Source organism: Streptomyces sp. AP-93, assembly GCF_022808175.1.
Classification (GTDB): domain Bacteria; phylum Actinomycetota; class Actinomycetes; order Streptomycetales; family Streptomycetaceae; genus Streptomyces.
Window position 1 is genome coordinate 123406 of the sequence record NZ_JALGBX010000004.1, and the last position, 21940, is coordinate 145345.

Here is a 21940-nt window from a genome sequence, read left to right on the forward strand (position 1 = left end):
CGCGGCCCGGTGCGCCCGGTCCCGTACGCCCGGCCCGGTTGCCCCCCCCGCCCGCCGGCGGAGGGCCGTACGCCGGGTCAGGCCCTCTCCGCCCCTCGCGCCCCCTCCGCCGGCGGCTCCGCCCGGATCCCCGTGACGACCACGGTGATCAGGCAGAACGCGATGAGGATCTCCGCCCAGAGGAAGGCGAGGTAGTCGAGGAGGCAGCCGATCGGCGGTGTGCCCGGGGCGGTGTTGCGGAAGGCCGCCAGGGCGAACAGTGTGGCGGCCATCCAGCCGAGGGCGGGCCAGGTCAGCCCCTTGCGGCGGGTGACGAGGTACCACCCGCCGATCAGGACGGACACGGCGAGCGCCCACATCGCGATCATCATGAACACCGCGAACACGAGCACGCTGTTGGAGCGGGCCAGCCCGATGTCGAGGACGGCCGCGCCGTCGTTCGCCGTCGAGGCCTCCACCGTGGACGAGAAGAGCACGTCGTTGTTGGAGAACAGGACGCGCACCGGAACCTTCTCCTGGCCCAGTACCGCCGCGAACTCCACGTCCGCCCCGTAGCCGTCGAACGGGTAGTCCGTGATGGAGCCGCCCGTCAGGGCCACCGGCACGTCCAGGGTGGAGATGCGTTGGTGGGCCTTGAAGGTCAGGTCCCCGCGGGTGGCCGTCGAGGTCTGGAGGGTGAGGTCGTCGACGGGTGCGATCCCGCCGGCTTCGGCCAGCGCACCCCGGGGCGTGACCAGGACCCGCAGCACCAGCTCGCGCCCGGCGGCGTCGACGCGCTGGATCGTCGCCTCGATGTCCACCCGGTCGGAATCGGCCCGGCCCGCGGTGTGGACGGTGTCCTGGGCCTGGCGTTCGCCGAACTGGAGCCAGGCCCCCACGCCGACCGCCGCCACGATCGCGAGCAGGAGCAGCGCCGGCAGCAGCGGGAAGCGCCGCCCGGCCGGGCGGCGCCTCAGTGCGCTCACGCGGCGGGCTTGCCGGGCTGGTCGTGGGTCGCGCAGTGGATGCCGCCGCCGCCCGAGGCGATCGTGTCGATCGCGACGGGGACGATGTCCCGCTTGGGGAAGTGCTCCTGCAGGATGCCGCGGGCCCGGTCGTCGGCCTGGCGGTCCCCGAACTTCGGCATGAAGACGGCGTCGTTGGCGATGTAGAAGTTGGCGTAGGTCGACACGAAGTCGTCGCCCTCGCCCGTGATCTTGTCCAGGTCGGGCTGCGGCAGGTCGATGATCTCGAACTTCCGGCCGCGGGCGTCCGTCGCCTTCGAGAGGACGGACTTCGCCTGGTCGGCGGAGCGGGACCAGGAGTCCTTCGGGGTGTTCGGGTGGGCGCGGTCCAGCAGGACGACACCGGGCGCGGCGAACCGTACGAGGCTGTCCACGTGGGCGTCGGTGATGTCCTCGCCGCGTACGCCGGCCAGCCAGACCACAGTCTCCACGCCCAGGGTCTGCTTGAGCTCGGCCTCGATCTGATCCCGGCTCTTGCCGCGGTTGCGGTTGTCGTTGACGATCGAGCTCTCGGTGATCAGCAGGGTGCCCTCGCCGTCGGGCTCGAAGGAGCCGCCCTCGGCCACCAGCGGAGCCTTGACCCGGGGGATCCCGTACTTCTGGAGCAGGAGGCGCCCGACCTGGGCGTCGTTCTTGTGCTCCTGCTTGTTGCCCCAGCCGTTGAAGTTGAAGTCGACGCCGATGACCTTGCCCTCCTCCTCGACGAAGACGGGGACGGTGTCGCGTACCCAGAAGTCGTCCACGGCCAGCGGGATCACCTCGACCTCCGAGCCGCAGGCCCGCTGCGCCGCGGCCACCTGCTCGGGCCGGGCCATCATGACGACCGCCTCGTACTCCCCGACGGCCCGGGCGATCCGCGCGATGTCCTCGCGCACGTAGCGCAGGTCTTCCATCCAGACCGCGTCCAGCGCGGGCCAGGCCATGAAGGTGCGGGTGTGGCTCTCCCACTCGGCGCCGAGCCGGCGCTCGGGTCCGGCCGGGGAGGGCTTCGAGGTGCCGGGGGCGGCGTTGGAGCGCGGGGCGCTCTGCGAGGCACCCGGGCCGCAGGCGGCGGCTCCGAAGGCGAGGGCGCCGAGCCCGGCGAAGGTGCGGAGGGCGGTCCGGCGCGTGGGGGGCAGGTGGGACACGGGAGAGCTCCGATCGAGGACTGGCGGGACGACTGCATCCGGCCAGGGCGGGCGCGGGAGGCACGGCACGGGCCGACCGTCCCGGACCCCTGCGACAAGGGTGCGCCCTCCGTCCGCGAAGGGCCGTGACGCGGGGCGGACGGTGCGGGCACGTGTCGCCCACTCTGGCACTGACTGAAAATTCAGTCAATTCATGGCACGATGCGCGCAGGCCCCTGCCGCGTTTCGCATCGCATCGTCGAAAGAGCCACCGCATGTCCGAGCAGCACTCCGGCGCACAGCCGGCCCGTACGGCACTGTCCGCAGACGATCCCCACGAGATCGGCGGCTACCGCCTGCACGCCAGGCTCGGCTCCGGCGGCATGGGCGTGGTCTACCTGGCCCACACCCCCGGCGGCCGCCCCATCGCGCTGAAGGCCGTCCGCAGGGAGCTCGCCTCCGATCCCGAGTTCCGCCGGCGGTTCGCCCAGGAAGTGGCCAGCGCCCGCCGGATCCACGGCCTGTTCACGGCCCAGGTGATCGACTCCGGGGTCGAGGACCCCACGCCGTGGCTCGCCACCGCGTACGTGTCCGGCCCCTCGCTCCACGAGGTCGTACGCCGGCACGGGCCGCTGCCCGCGCGTACCGTCCTGTTGCTCCTCGCGGGCATAGCCGAGGCGCTCCAGGCCATCCACGGGGCGGGCGTGGTCCACCGCGACCTGAAGCCGGCCAATGTGCTCCTCGCGGAGGACGGCCCCCGGGTGATCGACTTCGGCATCGCCCGCGCGGCCGACGCCGCCGCGCTCACCGGTACGGGGCTGCGGATCGGCACGGCGGCCTTCATGGCGCCCGAGCAGGCGCTCGGGCATCCGGCGACGCCGGCGACCGACGTGTTCGCGCTCGGGACGCTGGCCGCGTACGTCGCGTGCGGGATCGCGCCCTTCGGGAACGGGCCTGAGTCCAGCGCCCTCTACCGGGTCGTCCACGAGCATCCCGACCTCACCCGGGTGCCGCACGAGCTGTACGGCCTCGTCTCGTGGTGCCTCGCGAAGCAGCCCGAGGACCGTCCGCAGCCGGCCGAAGTGATCGCCTCCGTGCGGGCGCACCCCCTGGTCTGCGGGATGCCGGAGTTCACCGACGGCTGGCTGCCCAGGCCGGTCCGGGAGGAGCTCGGAGGCGCGGCCACGGGCGGCGACACCGCTTGGCCCGCCCCGCCGCCGTTCCAGGCCACCAGGACGGCCACCGCACGCCCGGGCCCGGCGGGCGTCACCCCGGCCGCCCCCGGACCGGCCTTCCCCGGACCGGCCTTCCCCGGACCGCGCACCGGTTCCGGAGCCTGGCCCGACGAGCAGGCGCCGGCACCCGCCCCGCTCCCCGCTCCGGCGTCCGTCCCTGCTCCGGGCCCCGGCAGGCCGGCCCGCGGGCGGCGGCTTCCGCTGCTGGCGACCCTCATCGTGGCCGGCACCCTGCTCGCCGGCGCCGGAGCCGTGTACTACCTGGACGACCCCGCCGGCGAGGCCCAGGTCACCGGCGGCGGCCCCGTCACCGGCCCCACCGGCCCCACCGCCTCCGCGCCCGCCACCGCCGGCCCCACCCCCACTTCCGCGCCCGGTTCCGCCCCGCCCGACCCGGCCGCCGCGTACGTGCCCGGCTACACGAAGGCCAGGCTCACCGCCCCCGACTCCGGATACGAGTTCGACCTCACGGACGGGAAGGTGGTGCCCGCGGAGACGGCCGCCTGGTACCTGGCGCGCGACGGCCAGGCCCTGGTCCCCTCCGAGGACTCGGACTCCTTCGTGTCCGACTCCGGCGAGCTGACGGTGGCCGCCTGCCTCCAGGGCATCGAGACCCGCCCGGCCGCCGCGCTGCCCTTCGCCGCGCTCGCGAAGACCCGGCCGTTCTGCGTGCGCAGCCCCGACGGGAGCGAGATCGCGATCGTGAGACTGGTCGAGGCCCCGGACGACGACTCCGCCACGATCCTGGTGGACCAGTACCGCCGCAGCTGAAGCCCCGTCCAGCTCCGAAACCCGGATGACGCCGGGCCGCGGTTCGCCGACGCCGTGGCTCCCGGGCTCGGGATCGGTCTGCTGGAGGCCCCGTCCGACTGGCTGGCACGGCTGCCCCGGGAGTTCACGGGGCGGGAGGTCCTGCTGATGCCGGTCCGCGAGGCGTACGGGCTGCGCAAGCCCCTCTCCCCTCCTTCGCCGATCGCGACCGCGGGTTCCTCCGATGACCGCCGGGGCCTGACGGCGAAGGGCGGGGCGCCCGCAGGCGCCCCGCCCGTTGCGCTGTGGCCCGGGGTCAGCTCTTGTCGGGGCGGTCCGTCACCCGCAGGGAGTTCAGCAGGGGTTTGCCGAAACCGGTGTGGGTGACGAAGCGGATGTTCAGGCTGCCGTCCGTGACCGTGACCGTGTAGCTGCGGGTCAGGGCCGTGTACGTGCCCGCCTCCAGGGAGACGTCCAGCGAGGGCAGTACCTGGGTTCCTTCCGCCAGGACGTCGAAGACGCGCTTGTTCGGCTTGGTGGACGAGAGCTCCGCGAAGCCCAGTTCCACGGTGTAGGTGCCGTTGGGGACGCTGTCGAAGCGGTATTCGTACATGCCTTCACGGGCGTTGCGGAAGAGCTTCTGGTCGTCCGTGCCCGCGATCGTGCGGCTCGTGGACTGGGCCGAGCTGTTGCCCTGGTAGCCGTACGAGCCCGTCGTGTACTTGCGGTCGGGGGACCAGCCGTCGCCCAGCGAGTCCGTGCTCGCGCCCGTGGAGCCGGCGTCCAGGGCGACCTGGTAGCGCGGGACGACGAGCTTGACGGGGACGGTGAGCACCGGGGTCCGGCCGCTGGCCGAGGTGATCTTCAGGCCGGCCGTGAGGACGGTGCCCGGGGTCAGGCCCGTGGTGTCCACCGCCAGGGTGAGCGGGGCCTTGCCGCCCGTCGGGAGGTCGCCCGCGCCCGGGGTCGCCGTCAGCCAGGCCGCGTCCTCGGCGGCGGTGAAGGCCGTGCCGAGACCGGGGTTGGTGAGGTCGAGGGTCCGCGTCCGCTTCTGGCCGGGCGGCAGGACGATCTCGACCGCCGGCTTCGCCGGGGTCACCTTGCCGGTGCGCAGGGACCGGGTCACCTGCGTGACGTCGGCCGCCTTGACGTCCACGGTGGCGGCCGCCGGCTCGTACTGGGCCGCGGTCAGCGCGAGTTCCCGTGCTCCCGACGGGCTCTGGACCACGTATCCGCCGTCGGCCGCCGTGGTGGCGGAGACCGCGGTGGCGCCCGTGCCGACGGTCACGGTGGCTCCGGCGATGCCGTTGCCGTCGTTCGCGTCGAGCACCCGGCCGGCCACCACTCCGCTCCTGGTGGTGCGGAAGGAGACGGACAGGCCGTCCGTGATCACGGGCGTGTTGAAGGAGTACCGGTAGGCGTCGGTGCCGGTCGCGTTCTCCACGCCGACCGTGGCGGTGGAGCCGCCCTTGATGCCCGTGCCGCCGGTCCCCTGGTAGGAGTACCGGACGGTGCCGTCCTCGCCGATGGCCGCCGAGAAGGAGAACCGGTCGGACTGCGCCGACCAGTGCGACACCTCGCGCCACTCGATGACGTAACTGCGGTGCGGCGCGGTGCCGGTGACGGCCGTGAAGACTCCGGAGCCGCTGCCGGCGGCGCCGACGACCAGGTCGTCCCAGAACGGGTAGAGCGCCGCGTTGGGCGTGGCCGTGCTCGGGATGTCCCCGTTGACGTCGGCGGTGTTGTTGCCGCCGAAGCTGACCGTGCCGTTCGTGCCGATCCAGGCCTGCCCGTACGTCTTGCCGTAGAGCGGCAGCGGGAAGGGCAGGTCGACGCGCTCGGTGGTGTTGTCACCGGTCAGCGCGAGCCGCCGGTCGCCCGGCTGGTACGGTCCGTCGCCCGAGGCCGCGCAGGCGTAGCCGTAGCCGTCGGTGCGTTCGGGCAGGTTCACCGCGACGGTGGTGTCCCCGGCGACGGTGACGGCGGCCGCGCCGGAGGTGAGGCAGCGGGAGGTGTGGGTGGCGTTCACGGTGTAGGTGCCGTGCGGCAGGGTGATCTCGAAGCGGCCCTGGGCGTCGCTGGTCGCGGTCACCGGGGTGTCGGCGACGGTCACCGCAGCGCCGGCCACCGGGCCCGCGGCCGAGGAGACGGTGCCGGTGAGCTTCCCGGAGTCCGCCTGGACGAGGTCGATGTCGCCGGTGGCGGTGGTGTCCTCGACGACCGCTACGGTCGCGGCCTGCTGTCCGTAGCCGAACTTCGACGCGGTGAGCGCGTACGCGCCGACCGACAGGGTCGGGAAGCGGTACGTGCCGTCGGCCGCGGTGGTCGTCGTACGGTCGATGGGGCCGTCGGCGACGATCTTCACGCCGGGGACGGGCTGCCCGCCGGAGCGGACGGTGCCGGCGAGCGCGCCGAGGGCTCCGCGCGGCGCGGAGGTGACGGCGGCGAGCGCGTCGAGCTTGCCTTCGCCGAAGACGTTGTTGTCGGCGGCGGTGCCGCCGCACTGGCTGCTGTCGGTGTCCAGCGCGGTGCCGTCGAGCAGTGCTTCGGTCTGCGCGATGTCGCCTTCGAGGGCGGGGGCGGCCGACCAGAGCAGCGCCACGGCCGCGGCGGTGTGCGGGGAGGCCATGGAGGTGCCGGAGAAGGACTCGTACGCGCCGCCGGGGACGGAGGAGCGCACGTTCACGCCGGGGGCCGCGATGTTCGGCTTGACGATCCCGCCGGGGCCGGCGCCGCGCGAGGAGAAGGAGGCGACGGCGCCGTTGATGTCGAAGGCGCCGGAGCTGTAGGAGCTCGCGTAGTCACCGGGTGATCCGCTGGTGGCGCAGCCGGGTCCGGAGTTGCCGTTGGAGAAGGCCGGGAAGATTCCGGCGGCCCGCCAGGTTTCCACGATCTGCTGGTACCAGGTGTCGCCGCCCGGGCCGCCCCAGGAGTTGTTGACGATGTGCGGGGCCAGGTCGGGGCGCGGGTTCTGGCCGTTCAGATCGGTCGGGGCGACGATCCACTGGCCGGCGGCGAGCAGTGAGGCCTCGGAGCAGGAGTTGCTCTCGCAGCCCTTGGCCGCGATCCACTTGGCTCCCGGGGCGACACCGATCTTGTTGGCGCCGCCGTCGTCGCCGACCATCGTCCCCATGGTGTGGGTGCCGTGGTCGTTGTTGTCGCAGGGGGCCGCGGTGGCGCAGACGCCCGCCGGGTCGAACCAGTTGTAGTGGTGGTCGTAGGACCCGTCCGCGGCCCGGCCGCGGTACTGGCCGGCCACGGCCGGGTGGGTGTGGTCGACGCCGCTGTCGATGTTGGCGACGACGATGCCCTCGCCGCGCACGCCGAGCTGGTCCCAGACCTGCGGTGCCTTGATGCGGTCGACGTTCCACTCGACGGCGTCGGCCGCCGCCTTCTCCCGGGTGCCTTCCGCGGGCTCGGGGAGGGCGACCTCGTCGTCGGCGTCGATCCGGGACACCTCGGGGCGCTCGGCCAGGGCCCCGGCGAGCTTGTCGCTGCCGACGACGCGGACCGCGTTGACGATCCAGTACGAGGTGTACTCGGCCTTCGCGCCGTCCAGGGCCTTGATCACTTCGGCCTGGCTGCGCGCGGCGTGGTCCTTCTTCAGGCGCAGGACCGTTTCCGCTTTCGCGGCCCGGGTCTGCTGCCCGCGCGCGGCGGTCAGGTCGGCGGCGCTGTCGAGGTAGACCCAGAAGACCGCTTTGGCGGAACCGTCGAGCTGGGCGCGGAGACTCGGTTCGATCTTGCGTTCGGCCGCGCCCGGGGTGGGTCCGGGGTCGGGTGCGGCGGCCGCCACGCCCGCGCCCAGGGGCAGCAGCAGGGCCGCCGTGAGGGCGGCGAACCCTGTGCGCAGGGGTCGTAATCGTGAGCGGGGGGTCCGGTGGGATCGGGTGTCGCTTCGTGCCACGTGTGGTCTCCTCGTACGCCGTGTGCAGGTCGTGCGGAAAGGGTGTGCGTGACGTGCGCGGGCCATGGTGCGTGAGGTGTCATGCCCGCTACAAGAGCGCCTAATGAGCCGAACCGCCCGACCGGGTGGCCGTTCCCGGCCACCCGCGCCAGCCTGGTGGGGTGACCGACCCCGCCCTCCCGCAGCCCTCCCCCGCCCCCTCCGCCTCCCCCGGCGTGCGGCTCGGCACCGCGCAGGGCCGGTGGATCGTACTGACCACCGTGCTCGGTTCCGCCATGGCGCTGCTCGACTCGACTGTGGTCAATGTGGCCCTGCCCGCCATCGGGCGGGACCTCGGCGCCGATCTGGCGGTGCTCCAGTGGACGGTCAACGCCTACCTGCTGACCCTCGCGGGCCTGATCCTGGTCGGCGGGGCGCTCGGGGACCGCTTCGGGCGGCGCCGGATCTTCGTGCTCGGGGTGGCGTGGTTCGCGGTGGGCTCCCTGCTGTGCGGGATCGCGCCGAACGCCGGGGTGCTCATCGCCGCCCGCGCCCTGCAGGGCATCGGCGGGGCGCTGCTGACGCCCGGTTCCCTCGCACTGATCCAGGGCTCGATCCATCCCGACGACCGGGCCCGCGCGGTGGGCCTGTGGTCGGGGTTCGGCGGGGTGGGCGCCGCCGTGGGGCCGTTCCTCGGCGGCTGGCTGGTGGACGGGCCGGGCTGGCGCTGGGTGTTCCTGCTGAACGTGCCGGTGGCCGCGCTCTGCATCCCGGTCGCACTGCGGCACGTACCGGAATCGCGGGATCCGGCGGCGCACGGGCGGTTCGACGTGGCCGGGGCTGTCCTCGGCGCGGCCTCGCTCGCGCTGCTGACCTACGCGCTCATCGAGGCCCGGTCGGGCGCCGCGCTCGTGGTCGGCGCCGCCGTGGGCGGCGTGCTGCTGGCCGCGGTCTTCGTGGTGGTCGAGCGGCGGCGGGCCGACCCGATGGTGCCCCCGGACATCTTCTCCTCGCGCCTGTTCACCGCCGTCAACCTGGTCACCCTGTGCGTGTACGCGGCCTTCGGCGGCTTCTTCTTCCTCGTCGTGCTCCAGCTCCAGGTGGTGTCCGGGTACTCCGCACTGGCCGCCGGGGCCGCACTGCTGCCCACCACGGCCCTGATGCTGCTGCTGTCGGCCCGCTCCGCGCAGCTCGGGGAGCGGATCGGCCCGCGCATCCCGCTGACCGTGGGGCCGCTGCTGTGCGCGGCGGGGATGCTGCTGATGCTGAGGGTGGGCCCGCAGGCCCCGTACGTACGGGACGTGCTGCCGGCGCTGCTCGTGATGGGCCTGGGCATGGCGGCCCTGGTGGCTCCGCTGACGGCGACCGTCCTGTCCTCGGTGGACCCCGGGCGGGCGGGCCTGGCCAGCGGCATCAACAACGCAGCGGCGCGCGCCGCGGGGCTCCTCGCGGTGGCCGCGCTGCCGCTGCTGGCGGGGATGGGGCCGGACGCGTACCTCGCGCCCGGCGCCTTCGACGCGGCCTTCGGCCGGGCGATGTTCTGGTGCGCGGGGGTGCTGGTGGCCGGGGCGGCCGTGGCCTGGGCGACCGTACGCTCCCCCGCGCCCGGGGCCTGCCACCCGCAGTGCCGCACCAACTGCGCGGTGACCGCTCCGCCGCTCGAACCCCCGGGAGCGGCGGAGCGGTAGCCCCTGGTAGGGATCGCCGGGGCCGAGCGCTCACCAAGGGCCCGGCGCCGGTGGGGCGACGACGGGCGGGCGGTCGTCGCAGGTGAGGGTATTGGGCAGTTCCCAGCCGGCCAGCCAGGGTCCCGTCGTACCGCCGCCGTCGTTGCCGCCGCGGTCGACGAGGGTGAACTCCGAGCCGGTGGCGGGGAAGTTGAAGGAGCCGCAGTTGTTGACGCCGACGGCGCCCACGTTCCGGGCGTCGACGTTCTCGAAGCTCGCCGAGCCGGCCACCCGGGCGCTGACCACCGAGGTGCCGGTGCCGTCGACCCGGACGTCCTTGAAGTGGGCGTTCTCGATGCGGACCTTGTCCTTCACCGGCCAGTCGCTGACCAGCATGATCGCGTTGTAGGTGCTGTCCAGGAAGGAGTTGCCGGTGACTGGATGTCCGCCTGGTCGATGCTGCGGTCCAGGGCGTAGATCCGCAGGCTGCCGGTGAACGGTTCGGCTCCGAAGCGGGAGCCGACGTGCAGGGCGCTGCCCTCCCGGACCGGGTCGGCCACGAGGTTTCCGGAGACGGTGGTGTCGGCGCCGCCGTAGATCGCGATGCCGTTGGCCAGGGTGGGGCTCTGCACGGTGTTGTGGTCGAAGGTGTTGCGGGCGTTCGTGGTCTTCTCCGCCCACATCGCGAGGCCGTCGTCGCCGGTGTTGCGGACGAAGTTGTCCTGCACGAGGGAGTCGGTGACTCCGGTGTGGAAGTTCAGGCCGTCGGCGATCTGGTCGGTGATGACGTTGCGGGTGACCTTCACGTTGCTCATCGGGCCGTCGAACCAGAGGCCGACCTTGGTGTGGTGGATGTAGAGGGAGTCGATGGTGGAGTCGCTCATCGAGCCGCCGACTCCGTTGACCTGGTCGGTGTCCACGCGTTCGCGGACGTCGCCCTCGATGGCGAAGCGGGAGAGGTGGACGTTCCGGCTGCCGCCGTCCGCGGCCTCCCTGCCGTAGAAGCCGACGCCCTTGCCCTTGACGGTGGTGTACCAGCTGCCGGCGCCGGTGAGGGTGACCCCGTCCACGATGATGTGCCGGTTGACCTGGTAGGTGCCCGGCGGCAGGTAGACCGGGAGCCGGTGGCGCTTGGCGAAGGCGATGGCCCGGTCGATGGCGTCGGCGGAGTCCCGGCGGCCCGTCGGGTCGGCGCCGAAGAGGAGGGCGTTGGCGGCCGCCGCCTCCACGTGCGGGGCGCCGACGCGCTGCGAGTCGAGCAGGTCGATGACCGTCCAGGCTGCGGGGCTCCCGGCCGGGACCGTGAGCCGGATCCTGTCGCCCGCCCGGTGGGTGCGGCCCAGGAGCAGGCGCTGCTCGTCGTACATGTGGGTGGGGCGGAACGGCTTGGCGATGACCGGGGCCGGGGTGGTGGCCGCCGGGACACAGGCGCGCTCGGTGATCCACCAGTCGGGGTGCAGGAGGTCTGCCTGCGGGTCGTTGCTGAAGGGGTCGCCAACCGCTCGCAGGGGGGCGCGCCGAAACACGTTAGCTCGATTGGGTGGTTGTCCGATTGGCAGCTTGCGGGGCGCCGTACCTGGTCGGGTAGCGTCGCTGGTGCGATCTGGGACGCCGGGTGCGGTGCCAGCGTGCGGGGCCCCTGCTCCACCGGAGTGATGGTTCAGGGCCTCCCCGTCGCCTTTGGCCGCATCCACTTGGCCAGGTCGTGAGGGAACCGGACCTCCCGGAACGGACCACGCACATGATGTGTGTCGCCGACCGGGCCGCGAAAGCCGGAACCCAGTGCGCCCAAGACCGTTCGGGGCGTGCCACTACGCAGAGATCACTTCCGCGCAGCGAAAAGGAACGGTACTGGTTGTAGGGCCAAGAGGCGCGACCAGTGTGGGTCGAGGGCGGCCCGGCCGACGCCGCGGGGACCGCGGTGTTGGGCCGGGCTTCGGCCGTGCTCGCGCCCAGAGCGCCAGGACCGAGGGTGGCCACGGTGATCGCCGCCCGCGGCGACGGTTCTTCTGCGGGCGCCTCTTCTTGGGGGCATGGCCGGGACAGTAGGACCCCGCACGCAAACACGGCAAGAGTCGCGCAGGATTCTTCTGCTCCTTGTCAAATTCTCCCACGGATCCATGGTGTGGCAGACGTTCACGCCACGGCCTACCGTGGGACGGGGAGGGCCTCATGTGCTGGAGCGCGACGGCCGATCTGACGGCGGGCACGGTCATCACCGCCGTCGGGATCACCTGCCTGGTCCGGACCCGGCGCGCCCGGGACCTGCCCGTCGCCGCGCTCCCGCTGATCCTGGGCGCGCACCAGCTGATCGAGGCCGCCGTCTGGAACTCCGGCGGCGGCTGCGGTCCGGCCACCACCGCCTGGGCGGTGATCGCCCTCCCGCTGCTGCCCGTGTGGGTGCCGCTCGGGGTGCTGCTCGCCGCCGCGCCCGAGCTCAGGCCCCGGCTGCACTGGCCTGCCGCCGTCGGACTCGCCATCGGCGCGTACCTCTCGTACTGCCTGGCGACCCGCCCGGTGAGCGCCGAGGTCCGCGGCCACACCCTCGGGTACGGCGTGAACGTCCCGTGGATGCCCCTGGTCCTGACGGGCTACCTGTTCGCCACGCTCGGCGCCCTGCTCCTCTCGGGAGACCGGCTGCTGCGACTCCTCGGCCTCCTCCTGGCGGCCGGGGCCGTCGCCTGCGCCGCCCTGTGGAGGCTGGAGTTCGCTTCCAGCTGGTGCGCCTTCGCGGCGGCCGCCTCGACCCTGATCCTGGTCTGGACCGGCGACCGCGCGCGTTCCCCTTCTGTACGCGGGGGCGCCGGCCGGGGTGCGCCGAGCCTGTAACACCGGCCCGGGCGGCGAACAGGAGCGTGCGGCGAAGGTAAAAAGATTCGGGCGCCGGCCACGGGCCCACCTTGCGGTTTGTCGCTTTTCGGCCTCGGAGCCCACCGGATGCAGCCACGGCGGAGTGGCTGGGTGCGCCGAAAGCCCCGCCGCACCGGGGCGGCGGGGCTCCCCGCAACGCGTTCGACTTCTGACGTGGTGGATTCGAGCGGGCACTTCTCACCCGCAGGCCCGATCCCCCGGGCGCTCGCGTCACTCCGGGCGCACCGGCCGTCCACAGCGGGTCGTCGTTCCCAGCGTCCGATGGGACCTTCAACCCCCTTCCGCGGGCCGCGAACCGGCACCGCCCACGGCCGCCGCCCAGGAAAGACGCCTTGACGTATCTAGTGACTTCGCAAGCGCTCGGCAGTAGAACTCGTTCTCATTCCGCCTAGAGTGAGGAAGCTCACATGAGCGACAAAGGCCTGCACAAAACGAACCAGAACGGCGTCTCGCGTCGAGGATTTCTCGGTAGAACGGGTTCCATCCTGGGCGCAATGGCCCTTGCCGGTCAGATCGCCCCGTCCCAGGCCCAGGCCGCCACGGCCGGCGCGGCCGCCGCCGGCCCCATCGACAACGGAGCGCACGTACCGGCCCTCGTGATCGGTACCGGGTACGGCGGTTCCGTCGCCGCCCTGCGGCTCGCCCAGGCCGGCGTCGACGTCCACATGATCGAGATGGGCATGGCCTGGGACACCCCCGGCTCGGACGGCAAGATCTTCTGCAACACGACCACCCCGGACTACCGCGCCTACTGGCTCCGCACCAAGACCAAGGCGCCGCTGAGCAACTTCCTGGGCTTCCCCATCGACAAGGCGGTACCGCGCTACACCGGCATCCTGGACGCCGAGGAGATGGGCGGGATCATCGTCTACCAGGGCCGCGGCGTCGGCGGCGGCTCGCTGGTCAACGGCGGTATGGCGGTCACCCCGAAGCGCGCGAACTTCGGCGCCGTCCTGCCGACCGTCAACGCGGACGAGATGTACGACACCTACTACCCGCGCGCCAACGCGGGACTGGGCGTCAGCCTGATCGACCCGGCCTGGTTCGAAAGCGTCGACTGCTACCAGTTCTCCCGCGTCGGCCGCAGGCACGCCCAACGCGCCGGGTTCCCCTTCGTCTTCGTCCCCGACGTGTACGACTGGGACTACATGAAGCAGGAAGTGGCCGGGACCGTCCCCAAGTCCGCCGTCGCCGGTGAGATCCTCTACGGCAACAACGCCGGAAAGAAGTCCCTCCAGCAGACCTACATCGCCCAGGCCAAGGCCACCGGCAAGGTCACCATCTCGCCCCTGCACAAGGTGACCTCGGTCTCTCCGGCCTCCGGCGGCGGGTACACGGTCGTCATCGACCAGATCAACACCACGGGCGACACCGTCGGCACGAAGACCGTCGTCGCGGACAAGGTGTTCTTCGCCGCCGGCAGCGTCGGCACCAGCAAGCTGCTCGTCCGGCTCAAGGCAACCGGCGCCCTGCCCAACCTGAACAGCGAGATCGGCAAGGGCTGGGGCGACAACGGCAACGTCATGTGCGGCCGGGCGAACCACATGTGGGACGCGACCGGAAAGGTACAGGCCGCCATCCCCTGCGGCGGCATCGACAACTGGGAGGCGGGCGGCGCGTTCGCCGAGGTGGCGCCGCTGCCGACCGGCATCGAGACGTACGCCTCGTTCTACCTGTCGATCACGAAGAACCCGAACCGCGCGCAGTTCACGTACAACGCCTCGACGGGCGGGGTCGAGCTGGACTGGCAGACGGCGTGGAAGGCTCCGTCCATCGCCATGGCGAAGACCATCTTCGACAAGATCAACTCGAAGGAGGGGACGATCTACCGGACCGACCTCTTCGGCACCAACAAGATCTGGGGCGACCACCTCACCTACCACCCCCTCGGCGGCGCGGTCCTGGACAAGGCCACCGACAACTACGGCCGTCTGCACGGCTACACCGGCCTGTACGTCATCGACGGCGCGCTGATCCCCGGCAACACCAGCGTCAACCCGTTCGTCACCATCACGGCGCTCGCCGAGCGCAACATCGAGAAGATCATCGCCACCGACCTGTAGGGCGGCGGACAGCACGAAGACCGGGGCCGTCGGATCCTCCGACGGCCCCGGACCGTGTGCGCACCGCACGCGCTCCGCGCTCCGCGCTCCGCGCTCAGTGGCCCGGGAGCACGCAGACGCTGTCGAGGCCGAGCACGTGGTTGAGCCGGCCGAAGGCCAGCCAGGAGCCGATGCTCATCGTCAGCTCCACGATCTCCACCTGGCTGTAGCGGGCCGTCATCCGCTCCCAGAACTCCTCGTCCAGGCCGTGGTGGTCCAGGCAGTACCGCTCCGCGTACTCCGCGGCGAGCCGGGTGCGCTCGTCGAAGCGGTCCGTGGTGCGCCACTCGGTGACGGCCTCGGGGAACTCGTCCTCGACCTTCTCCCCGTCCCGGTCCGTGCGCCAGTCCAGGCAGAAGACGCAGCCGTTGATCTGGGCGACGCACAGCCGTGCCGCTTCGAACTCCCGCAGCCCCAGGGTCGTGTGGGCGTACACCGACAGCGAGAAGTTGGCGGCGGCCATGCCGATGCCGGGTACCAGATCGCCCCACACGTACTCGATGGGGTGCTGGCCTTCGGGGATGTCGATCCTCATGAAAGTTTCCTTCCGAGTTTGCCGACGGCGGGGCGCAGGGGGACGTCCAGGGCGTCGTAGAGCCCCGGTTCGGCCTCCACCAGCCAGTCGATGGCTCCTACGAGACGTCCGACCGCGGTGGCGTTGCCGCCGGCCGAGCGGTTCTCGCCCTCGTCGGTGGCCTCGATGGTGACCTCGATGTGCGGGCGGCCTTCGATGATCACCCGGTGGGCTCCGTCGCCGCCGTCGGGCGGGGCCGGCCAGTCGGGGGCGCAGGAGGCGTGGATGCGGGTGACGTGCTCGATGACGATGCGGGGTTCGCCCTCGACGATCCCCTGCACCTCGAAGCGGACGGCGCCCTGGGTGCCTCCCTCGAACTCCCCCATCGTGCGCGTGGTGACGGTGGTGTCGAGGGCGCGGCGCTCCACGGTCTCGCGGATGTCGTCGAGTTCGACGCCGAGGGCCCGGGCCATCATCCGTATCTGCCCGCCCCACACCATGGTCGGGATGGACGGCATGAGCATCATCGGCTCGTAGTCCATGGGCTGGCCCATGCCGATGAGGTAGCGGACGGAGTCCGGCTGGTCGTAGGTGGAGTAGTCGAAGATCTCCTGGCAGCGGATGACGTCGATCCGGGTGCCGAGCCCGCTGAGCAGCAGCGGGAGCACGTCGTTGCCCCAGCCGGGGTCGACGCCGGAGGCGAAGAGCGAACCGCCGCCCTCCGCGACCGCGGCGGTCACCGGATCGAGGAACTCCGGTGGGGCGCTGCGGTAGTCGTAGAGCGGGTAGAGGGCGGGGCTCACGACGACGGCCCCGGAGCGGATCGCCCGGGTGATGTCGGCGAGCGCGTCGTCGGGGCGGATGTCGCCGGACGCCGCGTAGACGACCGCCCGCGGACGGGCCGCGAGGACCGCCTCGATGTCGTCGGTGGCCACGACGCCCGTCTCGTAGTCGAGTTCGCCGAGTTCACCGGCGTCGCGGCCGACCTTTTCTGGATTGTGGACGATGACGGCGGCCAACTTCAGCGCCGGATGGGCCTCTACGGCACGGATGGCCAAACGGCCGACGTTGCCGGTACCCCAGACAACCGTGGAAATCATGCGCGGAGGGTAGCTTCAGGACCTGTAGGTTCCTAGAGCCGTGTACGGAAATTCCGGCCCGCTGTCACTGGTTTTGCGCACCCAGCACGAACAGCAGGTAGACGAAGAACGCGAACAGGTGACCTACGAACAAGTAGGCGATGAGCCGGATGACGAGACCGCGCGGAAACTTCGACTGCTGCGCTTGCCGTGGTTGCTGCGTGTCCTGCGTTTCGGGCATGGCGTACGGCTCCTCGCCTATCGGTGGTGTGTGGTCGTAACGGCGCCGCCGCCGAGGCACAGGCCGGCGAGGCTGCTCTGCAGCAGGGTGTGGACGAACAGCAGCTCCGCCCCGGCGGCCGAGGCGGCGCCGATCCGGTGCGCGGTGAGCGAGTCGAAGTGGGCGCTGTCTCCCGGCTCCAGCAGGTACTCGCTCTCCCCCAGGTGCAGCCGCAGCCGCCCCTGCAGCACGTACAGCCACTCCTCCCCGGGATGTACGCGGACCAGCTCGCCCTGGCTGCGGCCGTGGGGGACGTGCACGCGCAACGCCTGCATCCCGCGGCCGGAGCCGCCTGCCTGCCAGTACGTCCAGCCGTCCGCCTCGCGGGCACCAAGGCCGCCGGCCCGTACGATGGGATCGGCGACGGCCGGGGTCTCCCCGAGCAGCTCCGAGACCGTCGTGCCGTAGGTGCGGGCGAGCCCGAGCAGCAGCGGCAGCGAGGGCTGGCGGCGGCCGGTCTCCAGCCGCGACAGGTGCGCCGGCGAGAGCCGGGCCCGGGCGGCGGCGGCCTCCAGGGTGAGCCCGGCCCGGCGGCGCAGATCGCGCAGCTGCGGGGCCACGGTGGGCAGCTCGGCTTCGGGGGCAGTTTCGCCCGGGACGGTGTCGTCCGCTTCGCCTGGGCCGGGGGCAGGACCGGTTGTCATGCCCCGATTGAGCCAGATCCTTACCCCTCTGGCAAACCGCGTTGCCTCTGAGGCAAAGCGCTCCTACGGGCCGTCGCCGGGCCCGGGCGGGCCCGCGAGCACCCTCTCCACCGTGTCCGCGTCCTGCGCCCGCTTGTCGGGGCGGTGGCGCAGGACGCGCGCGAAGCGCAGGGCGACCCCGGCCGGGTAGCGCGGGGAGCGCTGCAGGCCGTCGTAGGCGATCTCCACCACCAGTTCGGGGCGCACCCGGACCGTGTGGCCGTCGTCCTCGACCGCGAGCTCGCCGAGCCGTTCGGTCTGCCAGCGCAGCATCTCGTCGGTGAGTCCCTTGAAGGTCTTGCCGAGCATCGCGTAGCCGCCGTCGGCGGTCCGGGCGCCGAGGTGGAGGTTGGACAGGAGACCGGTGCGCCTGCCGTGGCCCCGTTCGACGGCGAGCACGACCAGGTCCAGGGTGTGCACCGGTTTCACCTTGAGCCAGTGTTTGCCGCGCCGGCCGGCCGCGTAGGCGGAGTCGAGGGCCTTGAGCATCACGCCCTCGTGCCCCCGGCTCAGGGTGCGCGTCCAGAACTCCTCCGCCTCGGCCGCCTGCGCCGCCGGGTCCTCGACCACGAGCCGGCCTACCCGGTACTCCTCCGGTACCAGGGCGGTGAGCGCCGCGTACCGTTCGCGCACCGGCAGGTCGAGGAGTACGCGGTCACCCGCCACCAGCACGTCGAAGAAGTAGGGGACGACCGGGAGGGTCCGCCGGGCGGCCTCGACGTCGGCGCGGGAGCCGACCCGGCTCGCCACTTCCTGGAACGGCACCGGCCGCCCGTCCTCGGCGGAGCGTCCGATGACCTCCCCGTCGAGGATGAACCGGTCCCCCGGAAAGGACCGGGCCAGCTCGGCCACCTCCGGCAGCCGGTCGGTGATCTCGTCGAGGGAGCGCGTGTACAGCCGTACGTCGTCCCCCTCGCGGTGGACCTGCACCCGGATCCCGTCGAGCTTCTCCTCCACCGCACACGGCCCGAGCGCGGCCAGCGCCGCCGCCACCGACTTGGCGGTGTTCGCCAGCATCGGCTGTACGGGCTGCCCCACGCGCAGGGTGACCTCGCTCAGGGCCGCCGCCCCGTCGGCGAGCACGGCCGCCGCCACCCGGGGCAGGGAGCCGTCGAGCATGGCGGCCCGGCGCAGGGCGGCGGCGGGCACCCCGGCCGCGGCCGCCACCCCGTCCAGGGCCACGGCGTCGAGCGCGCCCTGACGCACCTCCCCGCCGAGCAGGCTGCGCAGGAACCGCTGCTCGGCCTCGGTGGCGGCGCCGAGCAGGGCGTCCAGGATCCGGCGGCGCTCGGCCTGGGCGCCGGCCCCGGCCACGGCGGCGAGCCGGGTCACGGCCTCGTCGACGTCCGTCACGGTCAGGGTGGCTTCGGCGGCCGGTGCGCTCTCCCCGGCGAGCGCGCGCCAGCCGATCCCCGGGCGGCCCTGCGGGAGCCGCCCGGCGAGGTAGGAGACGACCAGGGCCGCTTCCCCGGCGGGCGCGGCGGCGAACAGCTCCGCGAGCAGGGCGGTCTTCCCCGACCTGGCGGAGGTTTCGGCGACCTCCCGGGACACGCGCGCGACCTCGGCCAGCAGCATGCGGCCATCCTCCCGCCGAGCGGCGGGCGCCGCAGCCCAGCACATCCAGCCTCGCCGACGTTTGAGGCGCGGGGTCCGGAAAATCCAGCCCCGCCGGCGTTTGAGGCGCGGGGTCCGGAAAATCCAGCCCCGCCGGCGTTTGAGGCGCGGGGTCTGGGGCGGAGCCCCAGTTTCGGGAAGGGGCGGGGTGGGGGAAAGACCGGCCCCGGGCCGACCCCGCCAGGCGTTCCGATTCCGGGGGCCGGGTACCGGGGCCGGGGGCCAGCTACCGGGGCCGGACTCCGAGTCGGACTCCGCGGGCGGCCCCGCCCCGCCCCGCATACCGCAGGCGCGGTACACCCGGCGGGCCGTGTAGTCCTTGAGGACGTCCGCAGTTCAGCCTGCGGGAGCGCGGTCACCGGAGGCCCAACGCTTAGGGTTCCCGTATGAAGCTCCGACTGCCCCGGCGCCGCCGAAGCCGCCTGCTCGCGGGCGCGGCCGCGCTCGCCGTCGTCGCGGGGGCGGGCACCCTCACGGCCACCGCCGCGGCCGGCGACGCTCCGTCCGTGCGCCGCGAGGACAAGGTCCTCGACATGCCCGGCGCCGGCATCGACATCTCGTACTTCACCGGCGGGGACACCGCGGGGGACGGCGGGGCGAAACGTCCCGCCGTCCTCCTCGCCCACGGTTTCGGCGGCAGCAAGGAGGACGTGCGCCCGCAGGCCGAGCGCCTCGCCCGCGACGGCTACGCCGTGCTGACCTGGTCCGCGCGCGGCTTCGGCCGCTCCGGCGGGAAGATCGGGCTGAACGACCCCGACCACGAGGTCAAGGACGTCTCCCGGCTGATCGACTGGATCGCTGCCCGGCCCGGGGTGCGCCTCGACGCGGCCGGAGATCCGCGCGCCGGACTCGCGGGCGGCTCCTACGGCGGCGCGATCTCGCTGCTCGCGGCAGGCAACGACCCGCGCGTGGACGCCATCGCCCCCTCGATCACCTACTGGAACCTGGCGGATTCCCTCTTCCCCGGCGGCGTCTTCAAGAAGCTGTGGGCCGGCCTCTTCTTCACCACCGGCTCCGCGGGCGGTCTGCAGCCGGGCGCCTCCGGCGCGGGCGCCGCCCCGCAGGCGCCCCCGGGCGCGCCGGGCTGCGGACGCTTCCAGCCGGAGCTGTGCGCCATGTACGAACGGGTCGCGGTGGCCGGCAAGCCCGACCCCGAGGCCCGCGCGCTGCTGGAGCGGCGCAGTCCCTCGGCGGTCGGCGGCGCGATCAAGGTGCCGACCCTGATCACGCAGGGCCAGGACGACTCCCTCTTCCCGCTGGACCAGGCCGATGCCATGGCCCGGGCGATCGCCGCCAACGGCGCGCCCGTCTCCGTGGACTGGGCGGCCGGCGGCCACGACGGCGGCATGCGCGAGGCCGACCGCGTCGAGGACCGGGTGAAGACCTGGTTCGACCGCTACCTCAAGGACGACACGGCCGTGGACACCGGCCCCGCCTTCCGCGTCTCGCGCTCCGGCGGCATCGACTCCACCGACGGCCGGGTCACGCTGCGCGGAGCGAGCGGCTCCACTTATCCGGGGCTGCTGTCCGGGCCGCGCGAGTTCGCCCTGACCGGCCGGGAGCAGACCTTCGCCAACCCGGCGGGCGCGGCCCCGCCCGCGCTGTCCGCGCTGCCGGGCATCGGCGGGCAGCTCGCCGCCCTGGGAGGCGGCCTCTCGCTGGACTTCCCCGGGCAGAACGCCCGGTTCGACTCGGAGCCGCTGACCGGGGAAACCCGGATCACCGGGACCCCGACCATCACCCTAAAGGTGAGGTCTACAGCTGCGGACGGTTCGGCCGTCCTGTTCGGCAAGGTGTACGACGTCAGCCCCGACGGGCGCCAGCAGGTGCTGCCCAGTCAGCTGGTGGCCCCGGTGCGGGTGGAGGGCGCGCAGCAGGACAAGACCGTCGAGCTGCGGCTGCCCGCCATCGACCACGCGGTCGAGGCCGGGCACCGGCTGCGGCTCGTCGTCGCCGCCACCGACCTCGGCTACGCCTCCCCGGCCGCGCCTGCGTCCTACACCGTCTCGGCGCAGGGCCCGCTGGCCGTGCCCGTCGCTGCCGGGGTGCGCACGGCGTCCTCCGGGCTGCCCGCCTGGACCTGGTGGATGCCGCTCGGGGCCGCGCTGCTGGCCGCGGCGCTGGTGGGGACCCGGAGGACCGGCCGGGGGCCGGGCGGCGGGCGGGCGGGCGCAGCGCAGCCCGACCCGGCGCTGGCCGGCGTACCGCTGGAGATCACGGGGCTGACCAAGCGCTATGCCAAGGCGCAGGACCGCTACGCCGTACGGGACCTGTCCTTCCGGGTGGAGAAGGGCCAGGTGCTCGGTCTGCTCGGGCCCAACGGCGCGGGCAAGACCACGACCCTGCGGATGCTGATGGGCCTGATCAGTCCGGATGCCGGCGAGATCCGGGTCTTCGGACACCAGGTACGGGCCGGCGCGCCCGTCCTCTCGCGCGTCGGGGCGTTCGTGGAGGGTGCCGGCTTCCTGCCGCACCTGACGGGGCGCGCCAACCTGGAGCTGTACTGGCAGGCCACGGGCCGCCCCGCCGGGGACTCCCACATGGAGGAGGCCCTGGAGATCGCCGGGCTCGGCGACGCGCTGGAGCGGGCGGTACGCACGTACTCGCAGGGCATGCGCCAGCGCCTCGCGATCGCGCAGGCCATGCTCGGCATGCCGGACCTGCTGATCCTCGACGAGCCGACCAACGGTCTGGACCCGCCGCAGATCCGCGAGATGCGCGACGTGATGATCCGGTACGCGGCCGGCGGGCGGACGGTCATCGTCTCCAGCCACCTGCTGTCGGAGGTCGAGCAGTCCTGCACGCACCTGGTGGTCATGGACCGCGGCAGGCTCGTCCAGGCGGGCGAGGTCGCCGAGATCACCGGCGGCGGGGACGTCCTGCTGGTGTCGCTGGCCGAGCCGGTGGACGAGGCGATCGTCGGGAAGATCGCCGCGCTGGAGGGAGTGGAGTCCGTGGCCGACGCCGAGGACGGTCTGCTCGTACGGCTGGACGGCGCGAGCGCTGCCGAGCTGATCGCCGAACTCGTACGGCTGGAGGTGCCGGTGTCGGGAGTGGGACCGCACCGGCGGCTGGAAGACGCGTTCCTCACCCTGATCGGAGGCGCGGCATGAACACCGCGACGGATGTGAACGCAAACCCGAACTCGG

The 21940-nt window shown here is 72.9% G+C and carries 13 protein-coding genes and 1 pseudogene; 5 read left to right on the plus strand and 9 right to left on the minus strand.

Going from position 1 to position 21940, the window contains the following annotated elements; translation table 11 throughout:
* Nucleotides 1–77: 77 nt before the first annotated feature.
* Together MTF69_RS08370 and MTF69_RS08375 are read right to left on the minus strand one after the other, a co-directional pair.
* Nucleotides 78–965, minus strand: a complete 888-nt coding sequence (locus MTF69_RS08370) for a DUF4436 family protein (RefSeq protein WP_374322462.1) — start codon at nucleotides 963–965, stop codon at nucleotides 78–80.
* Nucleotides 962–2131: an agmatine/peptidylarginine deiminase gene (locus MTF69_RS08375; RefSeq protein ID WP_243332130.1), complete on the minus strand. Its 1170-nt coding sequence runs from the start codon at nucleotides 2129–2131 to the stop codon at nucleotides 962–964. Before MTF69_RS08375 ends, MTF69_RS08370 begins: the two co-directional genes overlap by 4 nt.
* Nucleotides 2132–2385: 254 nt before the next feature.
* On the opposite strand from MTF69_RS08375, the gene MTF69_RS42815 reads away from it, so the two are divergent.
* Nucleotides 2386–4116, plus strand: a complete 1731-nt coding sequence (locus MTF69_RS42815) for a serine/threonine-protein kinase (protein WP_279345532.1) — start codon at nucleotides 2386–2388, stop codon at nucleotides 4114–4116.
* A gap of 295 nt (nucleotides 4117–4411) precedes the next feature.
* On the opposite strand, the gene MTF69_RS08390 is transcribed toward MTF69_RS42815, so the two are convergent.
* Complete coding sequence (locus MTF69_RS08390; protein ID WP_243332132.1) at nucleotides 4412–8002, minus strand: S8 family serine peptidase; 3591 nt, start codon at nucleotides 8000–8002, stop codon at nucleotides 4412–4414.
* Nucleotides 8003–8163: 161 nt separating this feature from the next.
* Here MTF69_RS08390 and MTF69_RS08395 point away from each other — a divergent pair, with 161 nt between their 5' ends.
* Nucleotides 8164–9669 (plus strand): MFS transporter, encoded by a 1506-nt coding sequence (locus MTF69_RS08395; RefSeq protein WP_243332133.1) that lies wholly within the window; start codon nucleotides 8164–8166, stop codon nucleotides 9667–9669.
* A 30-nt stretch (nucleotides 9670–9699) separates the two neighbouring features.
* Here MTF69_RS08395 and MTF69_RS08400 read toward each other — a convergent pair.
* Nucleotides 9700–11138, minus strand: a pseudogene (locus MTF69_RS08400) (glycosyl hydrolase family 28-related protein); the annotation flags it as partial.
* A gap of 682 nt (nucleotides 11139–11820) precedes the next feature.
* Here MTF69_RS08400 and MTF69_RS08405 point away from each other — a divergent pair.
* Both MTF69_RS08405 and MTF69_RS08410 read left to right on the plus strand, forming a co-directional pair.
* Nucleotides 11821–12477: a DUF6629 family protein gene (locus MTF69_RS08405; protein WP_243332135.1), complete on the plus strand. Its 657-nt coding sequence runs from the start codon at nucleotides 11821–11823 to the stop codon at nucleotides 12475–12477.
* A 449-nt stretch (nucleotides 12478–12926) separates the two neighbouring features.
* Nucleotides 12927–14582, plus strand: a complete 1656-nt coding sequence (locus MTF69_RS08410) for a GMC oxidoreductase (protein WP_243332136.1) — start codon at nucleotides 12927–12929, stop codon at nucleotides 14580–14582.
* A 94-nt stretch (nucleotides 14583–14676) separates the two neighbouring features.
* On the opposite strand, the gene MTF69_RS08415 is transcribed toward MTF69_RS08410, so the two are convergent.
* The 5 genes from MTF69_RS08415 to MTF69_RS08435 all read right to left on the minus strand — a co-directional run bounded on the left by MTF69_RS08415 (nucleotide 14677) and on the right by MTF69_RS08435 (nucleotide 18752).
* Nucleotides 14677–15156, minus strand: coding sequence for a carboxymuconolactone decarboxylase family protein (locus MTF69_RS08415; RefSeq protein WP_243332138.1), 480 nt, complete (start codon nucleotides 15154–15156; stop codon nucleotides 14677–14679).
* Nucleotides 15153–16235, minus strand: coding sequence for a dihydrodipicolinate reductase (locus MTF69_RS08420; protein WP_243332139.1), 1083 nt, complete (start codon nucleotides 16233–16235; stop codon nucleotides 15153–15155). The genes MTF69_RS08415 and MTF69_RS08420 overlap by 4 nt, the downstream gene beginning before the upstream one ends.
* 64 nt (nucleotides 16236–16299) lie before the next feature.
* Nucleotides 16300–16455: a DUF6126 family protein gene (locus MTF69_RS08425; RefSeq protein WP_243332140.1), complete on the minus strand. Its 156-nt coding sequence runs from the start codon at nucleotides 16453–16455 to the stop codon at nucleotides 16300–16302.
* A 17-nt stretch (nucleotides 16456–16472) separates the two neighbouring features.
* The gene (locus tag MTF69_RS08430) at nucleotides 16473–17138 is read right to left on the minus strand and encodes a helix-turn-helix domain-containing protein (protein WP_243332141.1); all 666 of its coding nucleotides are present in this window, start codon (nucleotides 17136–17138) and stop codon (nucleotides 16473–16475) included.
* Between the two features lie 63 nt (nucleotides 17139–17201).
* Complete coding sequence (locus MTF69_RS08435; RefSeq protein ID WP_243332142.1) at nucleotides 17202–18752, minus strand: ATP-dependent DNA ligase; 1551 nt, start codon at nucleotides 18750–18752, stop codon at nucleotides 17202–17204.
* Between the two features lie 425 nt (nucleotides 18753–19177).
* On the opposite strand from MTF69_RS08435, the gene MTF69_RS08440 reads away from it, so the two are divergent.
* Nucleotides 19178–21904 (plus strand): alpha/beta fold hydrolase, encoded by a 2727-nt coding sequence (locus tag MTF69_RS08440; protein WP_243332143.1) that lies wholly within the window; start codon nucleotides 19178–19180, stop codon nucleotides 21902–21904.
* Nucleotides 21905–21940: the final 36 nt, after the last annotated feature.